At 74.6% G+C, this 13,735-nt stretch carries 14 protein-coding genes; 4 read left to right on the top strand and 10 right to left on the bottom strand.

The genetic code is table 11. The annotated features are described in order from the left end of the window. Nucleotides 1–94 precede the first annotated feature (94 nt). Nucleotides 95–274 (bottom strand): hypothetical protein, encoded by a 180-nt coding sequence (locus ACN9MS_RS09920; protein WP_141388065.1) that lies wholly within the window; start codon nucleotides 272–274, stop codon nucleotides 95–97. A 169-nt stretch (nucleotides 275–443) separates the two neighbouring features. On the opposite strand from ACN9MS_RS09920, the gene ACN9MS_RS09915 reads away from it, so the two are divergent. From ACN9MS_RS09915 to ACN9MS_RS09905, 3 genes are read left to right on the top strand one after another with little or no spacing between them, the layout of a single operon-like run. Then, nucleotides 444–887 (top strand): hypothetical protein, encoded by a 444-nt coding sequence (locus tag ACN9MS_RS09915; protein ID WP_426311741.1) that lies wholly within the window; start codon nucleotides 444–446, stop codon nucleotides 885–887. Then, the gene (locus tag ACN9MS_RS09910; protein WP_426311740.1) at nucleotides 880–1,284 is read left to right on the top strand and encodes a hypothetical protein; all 405 of its coding nucleotides are present in this window, start codon (nucleotides 880–882) and stop codon (nucleotides 1,282–1,284) included. Before ACN9MS_RS09915 ends, ACN9MS_RS09910 begins: the two co-directional genes overlap by 8 nt. Next, nucleotides 1,281–2,369: a hypothetical protein gene (locus tag ACN9MS_RS09905; RefSeq protein WP_426311739.1), complete on the top strand. Its 1,089-nt coding sequence runs from the start codon at nucleotides 1,281–1,283 to the stop codon at nucleotides 2,367–2,369. The genes ACN9MS_RS09910 and ACN9MS_RS09905 overlap by 4 nt, the downstream gene beginning before the upstream one ends. Before the next feature lie 93 nt (nucleotides 2,370–2,462). Here the strand turns inward: ACN9MS_RS09905 and ACN9MS_RS09900 are convergent, their stop codons facing one another. From ACN9MS_RS09900 to ACN9MS_RS09860, 9 genes are all read right to left on the bottom strand, one after another. Next, nucleotides 2,463–3,125: a TetR family transcriptional regulator gene (locus ACN9MS_RS09900; RefSeq protein ID WP_426311738.1), complete on the bottom strand. Its 663-nt coding sequence runs from the start codon at nucleotides 3,123–3,125 to the stop codon at nucleotides 2,463–2,465. After that, the gene (locus ACN9MS_RS09895) at nucleotides 3,122–4,915 is read right to left on the bottom strand and encodes an ATP-binding cassette domain-containing protein (protein WP_426311737.1); all 1,794 of its coding nucleotides are present in this window, start codon (nucleotides 4,913–4,915) and stop codon (nucleotides 3,122–3,124) included. Before ACN9MS_RS09895 ends, ACN9MS_RS09900 begins: the two co-directional genes overlap by 4 nt. Next, nucleotides 4,912–6,054: an ABC transporter permease gene (locus ACN9MS_RS09890; RefSeq protein ID WP_426311736.1), complete on the bottom strand. Its 1,143-nt coding sequence runs from the start codon at nucleotides 6,052–6,054 to the stop codon at nucleotides 4,912–4,914. The genes ACN9MS_RS09895 and ACN9MS_RS09890 overlap by 4 nt, the downstream gene beginning before the upstream one ends. Nucleotides 6,055–6,117: 63 nt before the next feature. Then, the gene (locus ACN9MS_RS09885; RefSeq protein ID WP_426311735.1) at nucleotides 6,118–6,600 is read right to left on the bottom strand and encodes a CAP domain-containing protein; all 483 of its coding nucleotides are present in this window, start codon (nucleotides 6,598–6,600) and stop codon (nucleotides 6,118–6,120) included. 52 nt (nucleotides 6,601–6,652) lie between these two features. Further along, on the bottom strand, nucleotides 6,653–7,969 hold the full coding sequence (locus ACN9MS_RS09880; RefSeq protein ID WP_426311734.1) for a UDP-glucose dehydrogenase family protein: 1,317 nt from the start codon (nucleotides 7,967–7,969) through the stop codon (nucleotides 6,653–6,655). 83 nt (nucleotides 7,970–8,052) lie between these two features. Next, nucleotides 8,053–9,624 carry a polysaccharide biosynthesis tyrosine autokinase gene (locus tag ACN9MS_RS09875; protein ID WP_426311733.1) on the bottom strand — a complete coding sequence of 524 codons (1,572 nt, stop codon included), beginning with the start codon at nucleotides 9,622–9,624 and terminating at the stop codon, nucleotides 8,053–8,055. Nucleotides 9,625–9,733: 109 nt separating this feature from the next. Beyond that, nucleotides 9,734–10,723 carry a GDP-L-fucose synthase family protein gene (locus tag ACN9MS_RS09870; protein ID WP_426311732.1) on the bottom strand — a complete coding sequence of 330 codons (990 nt, stop codon included), beginning with the start codon at nucleotides 10,721–10,723 and terminating at the stop codon, nucleotides 9,734–9,736. Further along, complete coding sequence (gmd, locus tag ACN9MS_RS09865) at nucleotides 10,720–11,748, bottom strand: GDP-mannose 4,6-dehydratase (RefSeq protein WP_426311731.1); 1,029 nt, start codon at nucleotides 11,746–11,748, stop codon at nucleotides 10,720–10,722. Before gmd ends, ACN9MS_RS09870 begins: the two co-directional genes overlap by 4 nt. Before the next feature lie 39 nt (nucleotides 11,749–11,787). Continuing rightward, nucleotides 11,788–13,125, bottom strand: a complete 1,338-nt coding sequence (locus tag ACN9MS_RS09860; RefSeq protein WP_426311730.1) for a glycosyltransferase — start codon at nucleotides 13,123–13,125, stop codon at nucleotides 11,788–11,790. Nucleotides 13,126–13,168: 43 nt separating this feature from the next. On the opposite strand from ACN9MS_RS09860, the gene ACN9MS_RS09855 reads away from it, so the two are divergent. Next, a complete protein-coding gene (locus ACN9MS_RS09855; RefSeq protein WP_426311729.1) occupies nucleotides 13,169–13,735 on the top strand; it encodes an acetyltransferase in 567 nt (188 codons plus the stop codon).

The raw sequence follows: 13,735 nt of genomic DNA, 5'->3' as shown, positions 1-13,735 counted from the left end.
CGCGCCCGGTCGAGTCCTGCGGCCGGCGGGCACTGCCCGACAGCACGAAGGGCGCCGTCGTGGACGGCGCCCCTCGATCGTACCGACCCGCAGGTCAGTCGTTGGCCTCCTTGGCCTTCTCGGCCAGGGTGTCGACGTGCTGGTCGACCGAGTCGGGCGCGACGGACTTGATCTTCTCCGCGACGTCGTCGATGCGGTCGTCGGTGAGGAACTCCTTCGCCTTGCCGAGAAGGTCGCCGAGGCCCCCCTCGTCCTTCGGTGTCTGCTCGCTCATGTCGGCTCCCTCGAGGATGGTCTGCGCGCGTCCCGCGCCGGGCGCCGGACCGTTCCCGCGCCCGTCCGGAACGCTACCCGCGCCCGAGGCGCCACGCGACGCGAGCCGCACCGTCGTGCGCCCGTGCCAGCCGTGCCGCCACGGGCCGCGGCCTGTCACAATCGTCGCCATGGACGACGACGTGGCACCCGGCGAGCGGACGGCGCGGGTCTTCCGCCGCCGGCTCAACGAGCTCTTCGCACGCGGGCGCGGCGGGCGACCCGTGACCAACCGCGAGGCCGCCCAGTGGATGACGGAACGCGGGTACTCGATCAACGAGGCCTACCTCAGCGCGCTCCGCGGCGGGCACCGCTCCTCGCCCAGCCTGCGCGTCGTCGAGGGCATCGCCGCGTTCTTCCACGTGAGCACGGGCAGCCTCGTCGACCCCGAGGAGGACCCCGACGACCGGCTCCGGGCCGCGCTCGCCGACGAGGGCGTCGAGCAGTTCGCGCTGCGCGCCCAGGGCCTGTCGCCCGAGAACGTCCGGGCGATCATCGAGATCGTCGACCGCGTGCGACGCCTGGAGCACCTTCCTCCCGTGACCCCGCCCGTCCCGGACGACGACCGTGGATGACCTGCTGCGCACCGCGGGCCTGGACCGCGCCCGCAGCATCGAGGAGGCGTGCCGCCTGGTCGCGGCGGTGCGCGGCCGGCCTCTCGAGGTCGTCGAGGGCGACCTCGGCCCCGGCGTGACCGGGCTCTGGCTCGCCTTCCCCGAGCGCGACCTCGTCCTCGTCGACGCCCGCCAGACCCTGGCCGGGCCGCACCGCGACCACGTCGTCGCGCACGAGCTCGTCCACGTCCTCGACGCGGCCGCCACGGCGGGCGCGCCCCGCGTCGGCGCGTGCCGCGACGGGTACGAGGACCCCGACGAGCTGCGCGTCGAGCGCCTCGCGAGCGAGCTCATGATCTCGATCGCGTCCCACGGCAGCTCGGCGACCCGGCTCACGTCCCTGGAGCTCTACCGGTGAACCACGCCCTCGGCCTCCTCGTGGTGGTGCTCTTCGCCATCGCGGCCGTATGGACCGGCGTGCGCGCCCGCACCCGCTCCGACGCGACCCTCCCCCTCGGTCTGGGCTTCGTCGCGGTCGCGAACGCGCTGCGCGTGCCCGTCGTGGCCGACCTCCTCAAGGAGCACGCCGCCGCCGGGACCCACGAGGTCGCCAAGCACGTCGCGCTCGTCACCGGCTGCCTCTTCGTCGGCGTGTGGGCGTACAGCGCCACCACCGGCCGGGCACCGCGCACCCGGCACGTGGCGCTCGCGGCCACGGGCGTCGGGGCCGCCATGGTGGTGCTCGCCGCGGCGAGCGGCCCCTGGACGACCCACGACCTCGACGCGCAGGTCCACGACCGCCCTCTCATGTGGGGCTACTGGGCGCTCTACTACGGGACGTTCGTGACGGCGACCGCGACCTTCGCCGTCTCCTGCCTGCGCACCCGCTCGCGACGGCCGCTCCGGCTGCGCTGGGGCATGGACGTGGCCGGGGCGGGCGCCGTCGTCGCCGTCGTGTGGGCCGTCGTGAGCTTCGTGGCGATGGTGCAGCACGAGCCGGGCAGCACCGAGCCGTACCTGGTCCTCGGCCTGCGGACCCGGTACCTCGTGCTCGTCGCGACGGTCCTTCTCACCGTCGGCATCGTGGGCCAGCTCGCGTCGTCCGCCGCCTTCGCGCGCGAGCGCCGCCGCGACCTCGGGCACCTCCACACGTTCCTCCGGGCGGTCGTGGGCGACGGCGGTCTGCGCGGGTCGAGCGCCGCCGTGGACGAGTACCACCGGACCATCGAGATCTTCGACGGCCTCACCACGCTCGCCCTCCACTCGCGCCGCGACGACGTGGACCACGTGCGGATCGCCGTCCCGGGGAGCCCGCGCGAGGTGATCCTCGCCTACCAGCTCCAGGTCGCCGCGATCCGCAAGACCCGGGGCGACGCGCCGAGCCTCGACCCTGACGACTGGTCCGCCCTCCTCGCGGACGACGACGCGCTGCGCCGGCTGGGGCGCGCCCTGCGCGACCGGACGAACCGGGAGGGGACGACCCGCGTCCTCGCGGGCGTCTGAGACGGGCCGCCGTGGCTCGACGCCAAGCTCCCCCTGCGCGCTTGGCCCCGCGCCGAGCCTCGGCCGGCGGGGCTCAACCTACAGACAGACGACCTACGGCGCAACATGCCTCTCAGTTGAAATCTCAACGTTTCCGCCGCTGCGTGCGTCCTCGGTCACGGCTCCCGGGAGCGGACCGGTGAGGTAGCCCTGGATCGTCGGACCGACCGCCCCGACCACGGTCTCCGCGGGAGCCCCCGCGAGCGGCTCGACCCGGAGCACGTACCGCGCGACGACCAGCCCGGCGAGCTGGCTCGCCATGAGCGCGCCCCGCCACGCGGCCCGGTGCGGGTCCGGTTCGCTCCGCGCCACCGTGGGCCGCACGACCCGAGCCAGCACGAACTCGCGCAGCATCCGCGCGGCGCGCTCGGAGCTCGTCGCCGAGCGCAGGAGCGCGAGCGCGACCCGCCCCCGCGGCGAGTCCCAGGCACGCAGGAGCGTGCGGACGACGTGCTCGCCCAGGCGCGCCGCGTCGTCGGGCGCGCCGTCGAGGAGGAGCTCCTGCGGGTCGAAGGGCACGTCCACGGCAGCCTGGAAGAGCCGTTCCTTCGACCCGAACCAGTGGTGCACCATGGCCGCGTCGACTCCCGCCCGGCCCGCGATGTCGCGGACCGTCGCGCGGTCGTAGCCGTGCTCCGCGAACGCGTCCCGCGCCGCCGACAGGATGTCGGAGCGCGTGTCCGAGCGGCCCGGGCGTCGCCCCCGCCGCCCGCTCACGCCGCACCGGCCGGGGTCGCGGACGCGCGGTCCACGAGCACCATGGTCTCCTCGAGCGTGGCGGGAACGACGTCGCACGTCGCGGCGACGCCCGCCGCCGCGACCGCGTCCCGGACCGTCGCGGGCGGCGTCCCCGCCACGCGCGCCGCGCGGCCGTCGAGCATCACGGGCAGGCCCGCGGCGTCGAGCGCCGCGAACGCCGCCTGCCAGTCCCGGGAGCGCACGACGACCGCCTCGCGGCCGCCCACGACGTCGGCGACCGTGCCCGACGCCACGGAGCGGCCGCGCGACAGGACGTGCAGGCGGTCGCACTGCTCGGCCTCCTGGAGGTAGTGCGTCGTCACGAGGACGCCGACGCCCGCGTCGGCCTGCGCGTGGATCGCGTCCCACGCCCGCGCCCGCGCGAGCGGGTCGACGCCGGACGTCGGCTCGTCGAGGACGAGAAGACGCGGCGCGTGCAGCAGGGCGCAGTGGAACGCGAGCCGGCGCCGACGCCCCAGCCCGATCTCCGCGACGGGCCGACGGCGGACGGCCGCGAGCGCCGGCGGGAGCGCGGGCACGTCCCGTACCCCGTACACGGCCGCCACGAACTCGACGTTCTCCTCGACGCTCAGGTCGCCGGAGAGCCCGAGGCCCTGCGGGACGTAGCCGACGGACCGGCGGCCCGCGCGGTCCGGTGGTGCACCGAGCACCTCGACCCGCCCGCCGTCGAGCCGGTCGAGGCCGAGGATCATGCGCAGGAGCGTCGTCTTGCCCGCGCCGTTCGCGCCGAGCAGGCCCACCACCTCGCCGGGGCGCACGACGAGCGAGACGTCGTCGACGGCCACGACGTCCCCGAACCTCCGCTCGGCGCCCTCGACCCGCACGAGCGGCGCGTCCGGCGCGGCCGCGCCTCCCGCCGGCCGGTCCACGCGGGGTGTCGCCGGGCTCGCCCGTTCGCCGTCGGTGTCGTCGGCGCCGGGCGCGCCGCGACCGAGCGTGAGGGCCACGACGGCGTCCTCCAGGTCGACGTCCGCGGTGCCCGCGGAGGGCCTCGGCGCGTCGTCGGGCCACCAGGTGTGGAACGTCGGGCCGCGGCGCCACGTCCGCCCGTCCCCGCCCGCGGGCGGGGCGGAGGTGATGGTGATCCGCCCGGGCGCGGCGGCGCGCACGTCGTCGGGCGTCCCCGCGGCCAGGACCGTGCCCGCGTCGAGCACGACGACGTCGGCGGCCCGCTCGGCCTCGTCGAGGTAGGTCGTCGTGACGAGGACCGCCGCGCCGGACGCCGCCGACTCGGCGACGAGCCGCCACAGCTCGACGCGACTCACGGGATCCACCCCGGTGCTCGGCTCGTCGAGGAGCAGGACGTCGGGCTCGTGCAGCATGGCGAGGCACACGCCGAGCTTCTGCCGCATCCCCCCGGAGAGCTGCGACCCGAGGCGGTCGCGCGCCTCGGCGAGCCCCGCCCGCTCGAGCAGCTCGTGCGCGCGCCGTTCCCGCCGCGATGCCGGCATGCGGTATGCGTCGCCGACGAGCTCGACGTTCTCCGCGACGGTCAGCGCCGGCCAGACGCCGCTCGACGACGGCTGGTAGCCGACCCGGTCGCGGGTCGGGGCGTCCACGGCGCCGCCGGAGACCGGCACCTGCCCGAGCAGCGCGCGCACGAGCGTGGTCTTGCCCGCCCCGTCGCCGCCCACGACGGAGGTGACCTGCCCGTGCGGGAGGTCGAGGTCCACGCCCGCCAGGGCGCGCACCACGTGCCCGTGCCCGGTGCGGAAGACGACGTCGAGACCGCGCACGCACCAGGTCACCGGACCGCTCCGCTCGGCGCGGGCGTCACGGCCTCGGGCGCGGCGGGGCGGTGCCGGCGGCGCTCCCGCGCGGGCGAGAGCTCGCGCGAGAGCCGCAGGACGGCCAGCCCGAACACGACCACGGCCATCACGGCGAGCACCACGAGCGGCAGCCAGAGCGCGGACCACGACGCCCCGCGGACCATGACGCCCTGGGAGACCTCGGTGAACCACGTCAGGGGCAGGAGGTACCCGATCCAGCGCACCCCGGCCGCCATGGCGTCGAGCGGGAAGATCATGCCCGAGAGCAGGACCTGCGGGAGCATCGTCATGAGCGCGACCTGCACCGCCTGCCCGGTGGTCTGCGACACGGTCGAGATGAGCGCGCCGATGCCGAGGACGACGAAGAGGAACAGGGCCGCGCCCACGACGAACGGTCCGACGGGGCCCGCGAACGGCACGTCGAAGATCCACATGCCGAGCAGCGTCACGGCGACCATGTCCAGGCACGCCAGCAGGAAGTAGGGCGTGATCTTCCCGAGGATCACCGCCGCCGGGCCGAGCGGCATCACCGCGAGCTGCTCGAACGTCCCCGCCTCGCGCTCCTTGACGAGCCCGATCGACGTGATGATCGTGCCGATGAACGTGAGGATGAGGCCGATCAGCGCCGGCACCATCACCCACGAGGTGTCGAGGTCCGGGTTGAAGAGGACCTCAGAGTCCACCGCGTCCCCGAGGGAGGCGACGAGCACCTTCGCCGACTGCGCGGCGAAGAGGTTGGACCCGTCGATGTAGACGGTGGGCCGGTCCTCCCCCGGCGCCGGCGCGACGACCGCGACGTCGCTGCGGTCGTCGCGCAGCGCCGCGCGTGCGTCGGCGTCCGTGCCTGCGGGGTCCACGCTCACGACGTCGAGCGCGTCCGCGGCGGCAGGGTTCGCCTCGATCGCGTCGACCGCCTGCTCGGCGCCCGGCCCGACGGCCGTGACGGTCAGCGTGTCGACCGTGAAGTTCGCCGCGAACCCGAACACGACGAGCAGCAGCAGCGGCATCCCGACGAGCATCGCGACGGTGCGCCGATCCCGGCGCAGCTCACGGAACTCCTTGACGACCATCGCGCGCACGACGACCTCCTGGGCTTGCCGCGCGACGTCGCGCGGCACGAATTCATCCTCTGTTGAAAGAGACGCTAGGTCGCTCGACCTGACGGGTCAAGGGCGCCGTCGTCAGCCGAGGAAGACCTGCGCGCAGACGACGCCTCCGGCGCCCTCCGAGGTGTCCGCGACGCACACGACACCCACGGACGTCAGCGCGGGGTCCAGGAGGTTCGCGCGGTGACCGTGGGACGCCATCCACGCGTCGACGACGGCCTCCGGCGCGGCGGCGGCGCGGCTGAGGTTCTCCGCCGCCGTGCCGCCGGCCGGCCGGCACGCGGTGACGACGTCGTCGAGCGGCGCGTGCTCGAGCGGGGCTCCCACGAGCGCCGTGGCACGGGAGAGCGCCGCCTCGGTCGCACAGTCGCTCTCCTCCAGCCGGGGCAGCCCCTCCGCGTCGCGGACCACCTGCGTCTCGGCGAGCAACCGGTCGGCGTACTGCGCGGGCCCGAGGCGCTGCGCGGTCGACGAGGGGTCGTCCGGGGTCGGATCGCCGCCGTCACCGCCTGGTGCGCACGCCGCGAGGAGTACGCCTCCGAGCGCCGCCGCCGTCATCACGAGCCCCGTCGCTCCGGGCCTGCGTCGGTCCGTGCCTGCGGAGCGCCGTTCACCGTCGGCCGAGCGCACGGTAGGTCCAGCCCGCGTCGCGCCACGCGGCCGCGTCGAGCGCGTTCCGGCCGTCGACGACGCGCGGCGCCGCCACGAGACCGGAGAGCTTGCCCGGCTCCAGCTCCCGGTACTCCTGCCACTCCGTGAGCACCAGCACGGCGTCCACGCCGTCCACCGCCTCCTCGACCGTCTCGGCGAAGCCCAGGAACGGGGACTTGGCGCGCGCGTTCGCCAGCGCGCGCGGGTCGGTGACGACGACGCGCGCGCTCCGACGGTGCAGGCGCTCCGCGACGTCGAGCGCGGGCGAGTCGCGGACGTCGTCGCTGTCCGGCTTGAACGCCGCGCCCAGCACCGCGATCCGCGCCCCCGCCAGCGGGCGACCGTCGAGGACGCCGACCGTGAGGTCGACCATGCGCTCCCGCCGGCGCAGGTTGATCGAGTCGACCTCCCGCAGGAAGCTCACGGCGGGGTCGGCGTGCAGCTCCTCGGCGCGGGCCATGAACGCACGGATGTCCTTCGGGAGGCACCCGCCGCCGAACCCGAGCCCGGCGTTGAGGAACTGCCGTCCGATCCGCTCGTCGAGACCGATCGCGTCGGCGAGGAGCGTCACGTCTCCCCCGGCGACCTCGCACAGCTCCGCCATCGCGTTGATGAACGAGATCTTCGTCGCGAGGAAGGAGTTCGCCGCGACCTTGACCAGCTCGGCCGTCGCCCGGTCGACCACGAGCCGGGGTGTGCCGTCGCCGAGAGCCGCGGCGTAGACCGCGTCGAGCACGTCGACGGCGCGAGCGCCTGCCGCGTCGTCGGGCACGCCGTAGACGAGCCGGTCCGGCCGCAGCGTATCCCGGACGGCGAACCCCTCGCGCAGGAACTCGGGGTTCCAGACGAGGGTCGCGGTGGGACGGTCGGCGGCGAGCTCGTCCGCGAGCCGCGCGGCCGTGCCCACGGGGACGGTCGACTTGCCCACCACGACCGCGTCCGCGGCGAGGTGCGGCACGAGCGCCCGGAACGCCGCGTCGACGGACGACAGGTCGGCGGCGTACGAGTCGGCGCGCTGCGGCGTCCCCACGCACACGAAGTGGACCGCGGCGTCGGCCGCCGCGGCGGTGTCGGTCGTGAACACGAGCCGTCCGGAGGCGGTCGCCTCCGCGAGCAGCCCGTCGAGTCCCGGCTCATAGAACGGCGCCCGCCCGTCGCGCAGCGCGCCGACCTTCCGTGCGTCGACGTCCACCCCGACCACGTCGTGGCCCAGCGTCGCCATGCACGCCGCGTGCACCGCCCCCAGGTAGCCGCAACCGATCACCGAGATCCTCATGTGCTCCCCCTGCTCGAACGTCGGTCGTCACCCTGTCGGCGCGGTCGTGGCCGACCGCTGCGGGGCACCGACCGACCGCTGTCCTACTTCTTGCGCGGCACCACGACGTCGTCGAACGACCGGGCGGGGCCGGACGGCACTGCGGCCGGGAACCCCCGGTCCCCGACCGGAGGCGGCGGGGGCGGAGGGCCCTCGCTCCCCGGCGTCCCGGCACCTCCCGGCGCGGGCGTGGCCCGACGCGCGTGCTGGTGCGCCCGCCCCTTGCGGTCGGCGAGACGTCCCGACCGGGTGGGCGGGCCGGTCTCCGCCACGTACTCGTAGTACCCGTACTCGTGCGCGCCCGGGCCCTTCAGGGGTACCCGGTTCACGACCACCCCGAGCATCCGCACGCCGACCGTGCCGAGCGCCGAGAGGGCGGTCTCGAGCTGGTTGCGGTGCACGGTCCCCGCCCCGACGACGAGGATCGCGCCCCCCACGGCCCTCGCGAGGATCGCCGCATCGGTGACCGGGAGCAACGGAGGGGTGTCGATCACGATCGCGTCGTACTCCGCCCGGAGCCGGTCGAGCAGGTCGGCCATCGGGGCGGCACCGAGCAGCTCGCTCGGGTTCGGCGGCACCTGCCCCGCCGCGATCACGTCGAGGTTGCCGTTGCCCCACGGCTGCACCGCGTCCTCGACCCCGACCTTGCCGATGAGGACCGTGGTGAGCCCGACCGAGCCCTCGATCCCCATGTACCGCGCGACGGAGGGTCGGCGGAGGTCCGCGTCGAGGAGGACCACGCGCTGGCCCGCGTCCGCGAGGGTGATCGCCAGGTTGATGCTCGTCGTCGTCTTGCCCTCGCCCGGCAGGGCCGACGTCATGACGTACGTGCGTGCGGCAGGTCCGAGCTCGAGGAACTGCAGGTTGGTGCGCAGCCGGCGGAACGACTCGGCCCTGATCGCCTTCGGCGACTCCTGGACGATGAGCGGGTGCTGCGGGGCGTCCTCCTCGTACCCGATGACGCCGAGCACGGGCGCGTCCGTCACGTCCTCGACGTCGGCCGTCGACCGGAGGCGCGTGTCCAGGAGCTCGCGCACCACCGCCACCGCGACGCCGAGCGCGAGGCCGACGACCAGCCCGAGCGCCAGGTTCAGCCGGAGGTTCGGCGACGCGGCGGAGGTCGGCACCGACGCCGCGCGGACGGTGCTGATCTGCACCGGCGAGTCCCCGCCCCCCGTCGGGGTCTCGAGCTCCCCCACGACCGACGCGAGCGACCGGGCCGTCGCGTTCGCGATCTCGGCCGCGAGCTGCGGCGACTCGTCCGTCGCGGTGACGTTGATGAGCGCCGTGTCGAGCGGGGAGTCGGCGCGGACGCGCTGCGCGAGCGAGGCGGCGTCGTCCGCGAGGCCCAGCTCCTCGACCACCGGGTCCAGGACCCGCGGGCTCGTCACGAGCTCGATGTACGACTTGACCTGGCGCACGGTGAAGTTCGACCCCTGCAGGAGGTCCGTGGTGGAGTCGGAGCCCTGCACCGACACGTACACCTGGGACCGCGTGGAGTACGTCGGCGTCGTCAGCAGCGAGTACGCGCCCGCGAGCGCCAGCCCGAGCCCCGCCGCGACCGCGATCGTGACCCACCGCTTGCGCAGCAGGACCAGATAGTCCCTCAGCTCCATCGTCGTCCCCCTCACCGGCGCGCTCCCCCTGAGCGCCGACCCGCGACCGCCTCAATCTCGCACAGGCCACCGCACGTCGCGACCCTGGGCGCCACCGCCCGTCCCGCGCTCATCCGCGGACCTGCCCGGCCTGCTCGCGGTACCACGCCACCGTGCGCTCGAGACCTTCGCGCAGCCCGGTCCGCGCCTCCCAGCCGCTCGCGCGCAGCCTGGACACGTCGAGCAGCTTCTGCGGCGTGCCGTCGGGCCTCGAGGTGTCCCAGCGCGTCGCGCCGGCGTACCCGACGACGTCGGCGACCGTCTCGGCGATCTCGCGGATCGTGACGTCCTGCCCCGTGCCCACGTTGACGTGCACCGGTCCGTCGTAGTGCTCGAGCAGGTGCAGGCACGCGTCGGCCATGTCGTCGCTGTGCAGGAGCTCGCGCCGGGGCGACCCCGTCCCCCAGTTCGTCACCTCCCGGGCGCCGGTCCGTACCGCCTCGTCGTAGCGCCGGATCAGCGCGGGCAGCACGTGCGACCCGGTCGGCGAGAAGTTGTCACCGGGCCCGTAGAGGTTCGTCGGCATGGCCGAGATCCACGGCAGCCCGTCCTGGCGGCGGACCGCCTGGACGTGCAGGATCCCGGTGATCTTCGCGATCGCGTAGGCGTCGTTGGTCGGCTCGAGGGGCCCGGTCAGCAGCGCGTCCTCGGCGATCGGCTGCGGCGCGAGCCGCGGGTAGATGCACGACGAGCCCAGGAACAGCAGGCGCTCGACCTCGACCGTCCGCGCCGCGTCGAGGACGTTCACCTGGATGCGCACGTTCTCGCTGAGGAAGTCGACGGGGTACGCGGCGTTCGCCATGATCCCGCCGACCTTCGCCGCCGCGAGGACGACGTAGCGCGGACGGTGCGCGCGGAAGAAGTCGTGCACGGCGTCGCGGTCCGTGAGGTCGAGCTCGGTGGAGGTCCGCCCGACGAGACGGGTGAAGCCCGCCCGCTCCAGGCGGCGCCAGATCGCCGAGCCGACCAGACCGCGGTGGCCAGCGACGTAGAAGACGGCGTCCCGGTCGAGCGGGGCCGGCTCGTGGCGGACGAGGTCGCGCTCGTCGGGCGACGTCACGCGGCCTCCCACGTGGCGAGCGCGACCCGGTCGATCCACGGCGACCCGGCGTGGCCGAGGGCTTCGACGTCTGCGTCCACCATGATGCGCGCGAGCTCGCGACCACCGACGGTCGGCTTCCAGCCGAGGTCGGCGTGCGCCTTGCTCGGGTCGCCGACGAGCGCGTCGACCTCGCTCGGGCGCAGGTAGCGCTCGTCGAACCGCACGTGGTCCTGCCACCGCAGCCCGGCGTGCGTGAACGCCTCCTCCAGGAAGTCGCGCACCGTGAGCCCGGTCCCCGTCGCGAGCACGTAGTCGTCCGGCCGGTCGGCCTGGAGCATGCGCCACATGCCCTCGACGTACTCGGCGGCGTACCCCCAGTCGCGGACCGCGTCGAGGTTGCCCAGGTACAGGTGCTCCTGCCGGCCCGCCCGGATCGCCGCGACGGCCCGCGTGATCTTGCGCGTCACGAAGGTCTCGCCGCGGCGCGGGGACTCGTGGTTGAAGAGGATCCCGTTGACCGCGAACATGTCGTACGCCTCGCGGTAGTTCTTCGTGATCCAGTACGCGTAGAGCTTGGCGGCCGCGTACGGGGACCGCGGGTGGAACGGTGTGGTCTCGTCCTGCGGCGGGGGCGTCGACCCGTACAGCTCCGACGACGACGCCTGGTAGTACCGCGTGTCCACGCCCGCGAGGCGCACCGCCTCGAGCAGGCGGATCGCTCCCGTCCCCGTCGTGTCCGCCGTGTGCTCGGGCTCGTCGAACGAGACGCGCACGTGCGACTGCGCCGCGAGGTTGTACACCTCGTCCGGGCGGATCTGCGCGATGAGCGTCACGAGGCGTGCACCGTCGGAGAGGTCGGCGTAGTGCAGGAACAGGCGCGCGTCCTCCTCGTGCGGGTCCTGGTAGAGGTGGTCGATGCGCGCCGTGTTGAACGTCGAGGCGCGGCGGATCAGCCCGTGGACCTCGTAGCCCTTGCGGAGCAGCAGCTCCGCGAGGTACGAGCCGTCCTGCCCGGTGATCCCCGAGATCAGTGCCTTCTTCATGCTTCCCCCTGTCTGGTGCAGCGCTGCTGCGTTCGGTGGCTACGGGCGCGCGACGTCCGTCGCGCGCGCGACGCCGGCGGTCGCCGGCGGCTCGGTGCGCGCACGTGACGTCCCGTGCGTGCCCCGGGCGTGCTCCTCGAGGACCGCCGCGAACGCGTCGACGGCAGCACGCTCCGAGAGCGTCTCGTCGCGGTAGCGGCGGCCCGCCGTGCCCAGACGGTCGCGCCGCACCGGGTCGGCCGCGAGCGACTGCGCCGCGTCGAGGAGCGCCTGCGGGTCCTGAGGGTCGACGCGGACACCACCGCCGGACGCGCGCAGCTCGGCCGCCGTCGTCGACCGCTCGGACGTCGCCGCGAGCACGGGCCGGGCCGCGTGGAAGTAGGACGTGAGCTTGCTCGGCACGGACATCTCGGCGAGCCCGGCGAGCTCGTTGACGAGCAGCACGTCGGAGGCCTCGAGCGCGGCGCGGAACTCCGCGTCGGGCAGGGAGTCGACGAACTGCAGGCGGCGCACCCCGCTCCCGGCCGCCTCGAGCGCGGCGCGACGGCTCCCGTCCCCCAGGAGCACGAACCGCACCCGCGTGCCCTGCGCGTCGGCCAGGCGTGCCGCCTCCACCACGTTCTCGAGGCCCTGCTTCACCCCCTGGTTGCCCGCGTGCAGCACGACGGTCTCGTCGTCGTGCCACCCATGGGCGGCGCGTACCGCCGCGCGGTCCGGGAGCACCGCGTCGTGGGCGAGGTGCGTCCAGTTCCGCACGACGCGCAGCGCGGCGGCGTCGACCCCGAGCGACTCGCGCAGACGACGCGCGAACCGCTCGTGGATCGCCACCACGGCGTCGGCCCCGCGCGCGACGAAGCGCTCGACGGCACCGACGACGCGGGCAGCGCGGCCTGAGGCCGCCCCGGTCTCCTCGACCCCGAGCGAGTAGAGATCCTGGGTCCAGAGCACGATGCCCGGTGCGCCGGGCCGCGACGTGCCGCGCGCGTGCCCGGCGCGGAGCCGGAGCATCGCGACGGCCGCCGCGAAGAGCGAGGGCGAGACGAGCAGCACGACGTCGGCGTCGGGCCAGCGCGTCGTCGCGGACCGCACCCCGAAGCTCAGCTCGGCGAGGAGGCGGCGCACGGACGTGGGCGACCGCGGCACGTAGTGCCGCAGGCGGAGCACGTCGACGCCGTCGACCCGCTCCCGGCGCGACCACCCGCGGTATCCCTCGCGGACACGCCACTCCGGGTAGTGCGGATAGGTCGTGAGGACGCTCACCCGCGCCCCGCGCGCGGCCAGGGCGCGGCTCAGCGCCGACGTATAGGGCGCATTTCCGGTAGGTTCAGGGGCGTAGTTGGCGCCGATCACCAGGATGCGCATTCCCGAGGTGCTCACGCACGTACGATAACGACGTTCGGGCCGATTCGCTGGGGGGCAGATGGCATCGCAGGAAATGCACCGGGAAATCCGCGTCGTCCCGCTCGCCGACGCCCCCGGGGAAAAGGAGTCCTGGGGGCGCCCGAGCGCACTCGTCTACCTGTGGGGTGCCGCCGAGCTGCTCTTCGTGTCGAACCCCTGGCAGATCAGCTCGCGCGTACGCGTCGCCGTGCTGCGCGCCTTCGGCGCCGACATCGGCGACGGTGTCGTCTTCCGCCCGCGCACACGCGTCCGCTTCCCATGGAAGCTTCATGTCGAGGCAAATTGTTGGATCGGCGAAGGGGTGTGGATCCACAACCAGGACCACGTCTGGATCGGGCACGACGCCGTGCTCTCGCAGGACACGTTCGTCACCACGGGGAGCCACCGGCACCGCAGCGACATGGGGCTCGTGACGGCCCCCGTGCACGTCGGCCCCGGGGCGTGGGTCACGGCACGGTGCGTCGTCCTCGGCGGGTCGCGGCTCGGGCGCTCGGCGCTCGTCACGCCCGGGTCGGTCGTCCGCGGCGACGTGCCCGACGGAGGCGTCTGGGACGGGCGGACGCTCTCGGACCGGACGCGCTTCTGA

It is taken from the genome of Cellulosimicrobium sp. E-16 (assembly GCF_049913115.1).
GTDB lineage: Bacteria > Actinomycetota > Actinomycetes > Actinomycetales > Cellulomonadaceae > Cellulosimicrobium.
Note: the sequence above shows the minus strand (reverse complement) of the source record. Positions and strands in the feature narration are given on the sequence as shown.

Bases quoted from the DNA above. Each gene is read 5' to 3' on its own strand.
- ACN9MS_RS09920 (WP_141388065.1), bottom strand. From the start codon at position 274: ATGAGCGAGCAGACACCGAAGGACGAGGGGGGCCTCGGCGACCTTCTC.
- ACN9MS_RS09915 (WP_426311741.1), top strand. From the start codon at position 444: ATGGACGACGACGTGGCACCCGGCGAGCGGACGGCGCGGGTCTTCCGC.
- ACN9MS_RS09885 (WP_426311735.1), bottom strand. From the start codon at position 6,600: ATGACGGCGGCGGCGCTCGGAGGCGTACTCCTCGCGGCGTGCGCACCA.
- ACN9MS_RS09880 (WP_426311734.1), bottom strand. From the start codon at position 7,969: ATGAGGATCTCGGTGATCGGTTGCGGCTACCTGGGGGCGGTGCACGCG.
- ACN9MS_RS09875 (WP_426311733.1), bottom strand. From the start codon at position 9,624: ATGGAGCTGAGGGACTATCTGGTCCTGCTGCGCAAGCGGTGGGTCACG.
- gmd (WP_426311731.1), bottom strand. From the start codon at position 11,748: ATGAAGAAGGCACTGATCTCGGGGATCACCGGGCAGGACGGCTCGTAC.
- ACN9MS_RS09855 (WP_426311729.1), top strand. From the start codon at position 13,169: ATGGCATCGCAGGAAATGCACCGGGAAATCCGCGTCGTCCCGCTCGCC.